Annotated in this window: 1 pseudogene; it reads right to left on the bottom strand. The window is 57.0% G+C overall.

Annotated elements, in window-relative coordinates:
* Nucleotides 1-82: 82 nt before the first annotated feature.
* Nucleotides 83-768, bottom strand: a pseudogene (locus AC1D35_RS36490) (IS5 family transposase); the annotation flags it as partial.
* Between the last annotated feature and the right edge of the window lie 77 nt (nt 769-845).

Below are 845 nucleotides of genomic sequence, written 5' to 3'. Positions count from 1 at the left end.
TAGGCTCCAGACTCAATCAGGCCCACCAAATGACGATGGCGGCGATGTAGCAAGTTGCCGCGAAGTTGAGCATGAGCTTGTCATATCGAGTTGCGACACGCCTCCAGTCCTTGAGGCGACAGAAAGCACGTTCGATGATATTTCTCCGGCGGTAGGCGACGGGGTCGAACGGTTTGATCTGCTTTCGGGTTGGATTGTTGGGAATGACAGGCTCGGTGCCGCGTGCAGTGAGAAAGTCGCGCAACGCGTTGCTGTCGTAAGCGGTATCGGCAGCGCAGATGCGGCTCGGCGGCAAGGGGTCGATCAGTGGAATGGCAACGGGGGCGTCGCCGCGCTGTCCAGGCGTTATCCGCAGCGCGATTGGACGGCCGCAACCATCGACAACAGCATGGATTTTTGTCGATCTGCCGCCTCGCGAGCGACCGATTGCTTCGGCATCCGCCCCCCTTTTCCGCCAGCGGCGGAGCGGTGCGCTTTTGCGGTGGTGCTGTCGATCATGTGAATGTCCTGATCGGTCGTTTGCACCAGGGCTTCAAACAGCCGCCGCCATATTCCTTTGGCAGACCAGCGATGGAAGCGATTGTAGAYGGTTGTCGAAGGTCCGTAGCAAGCTGGACAATCCTGCCACCGRCAACCCGATCGCAGGACGTGGATAATCCCGCTGATCACCCGGCGGTCATCAGTTCGATGAGCGCCGGGTTGGTTCGTCGGAAGCAGAGGAGCGATCACCGCCCACTGTCGGTCATCAAGCCAGAATTCTCCTGCCATGATTCAAACTCCCAYTATTACCGAAGTGAATCATACAGAGATAATTTAATCAATAGTTTGATTGGGTTTTAACCCTA

The sequence above is a fragment of the Rhizobium sp. P1_E6 genome (assembly GCF_056405875.1).
Note: the sequence above shows the minus strand (reverse complement) of the source record. Positions and strands in the feature narration are given on the sequence as shown.